This is a genomic window from Clostridium sp. SGI.024, from assembly GCF_050315195.1.
Classification (GTDB): Bacteria; Bacillota; Clostridia; order Clostridiales; family Clostridiaceae; genus Clostridium.
The window spans coordinates 1-437 of the sequence record NZ_JBNPON010000162.1; the positions used below are offsets into that span (position 1 = coordinate 1).

The window sequence follows — 437 nt, forward strand, 5'->3', positions numbered from 1 at the left end:
AAGTAAAATCTATAAATGTTAATGATGATATAAAAGTAAGATTAGTAGGTTCTAGTTATGTATTTACTATAGATATAAAGAAAGCTAGTACTCCAGACACAGCGACTTTAAGTAGGAATAATGAAACAATGCGTTTAGAAGGTAAAACTGCTAATTTAGAATATAGTTTAGATTATGGAGATACTTGGCAAGATTACACAGATGAAACAGTATTTAATGAATACCAAATAATAAAAGTTAGGTATAAATCTACTGGGGTATTTCTTTATAGTGATGATATAGGATATACATTCTTACCTGATATTGAAAGATTAACTATTATACAAGTTACTGGGTATTTAGATGCTGTTGTATCAGAAGCATTAAAGGGTGTAGATGTTAGTCAAATTAATGAAATACTAGTATCTAATAATAGTATAGGTGAGTTTTCAGGAAAT

Annotated in this window: 1 protein-coding gene; it reads left to right on the top strand. The window is 27.7% G+C overall.

What is annotated here, in order from left to right; genetic code table 11:
• Positions 1-437 (top strand): hypothetical protein (locus ACQRD5_RS17225; protein ID WP_427747121.1); only part of this gene is annotated, 437 nt, incomplete at both ends.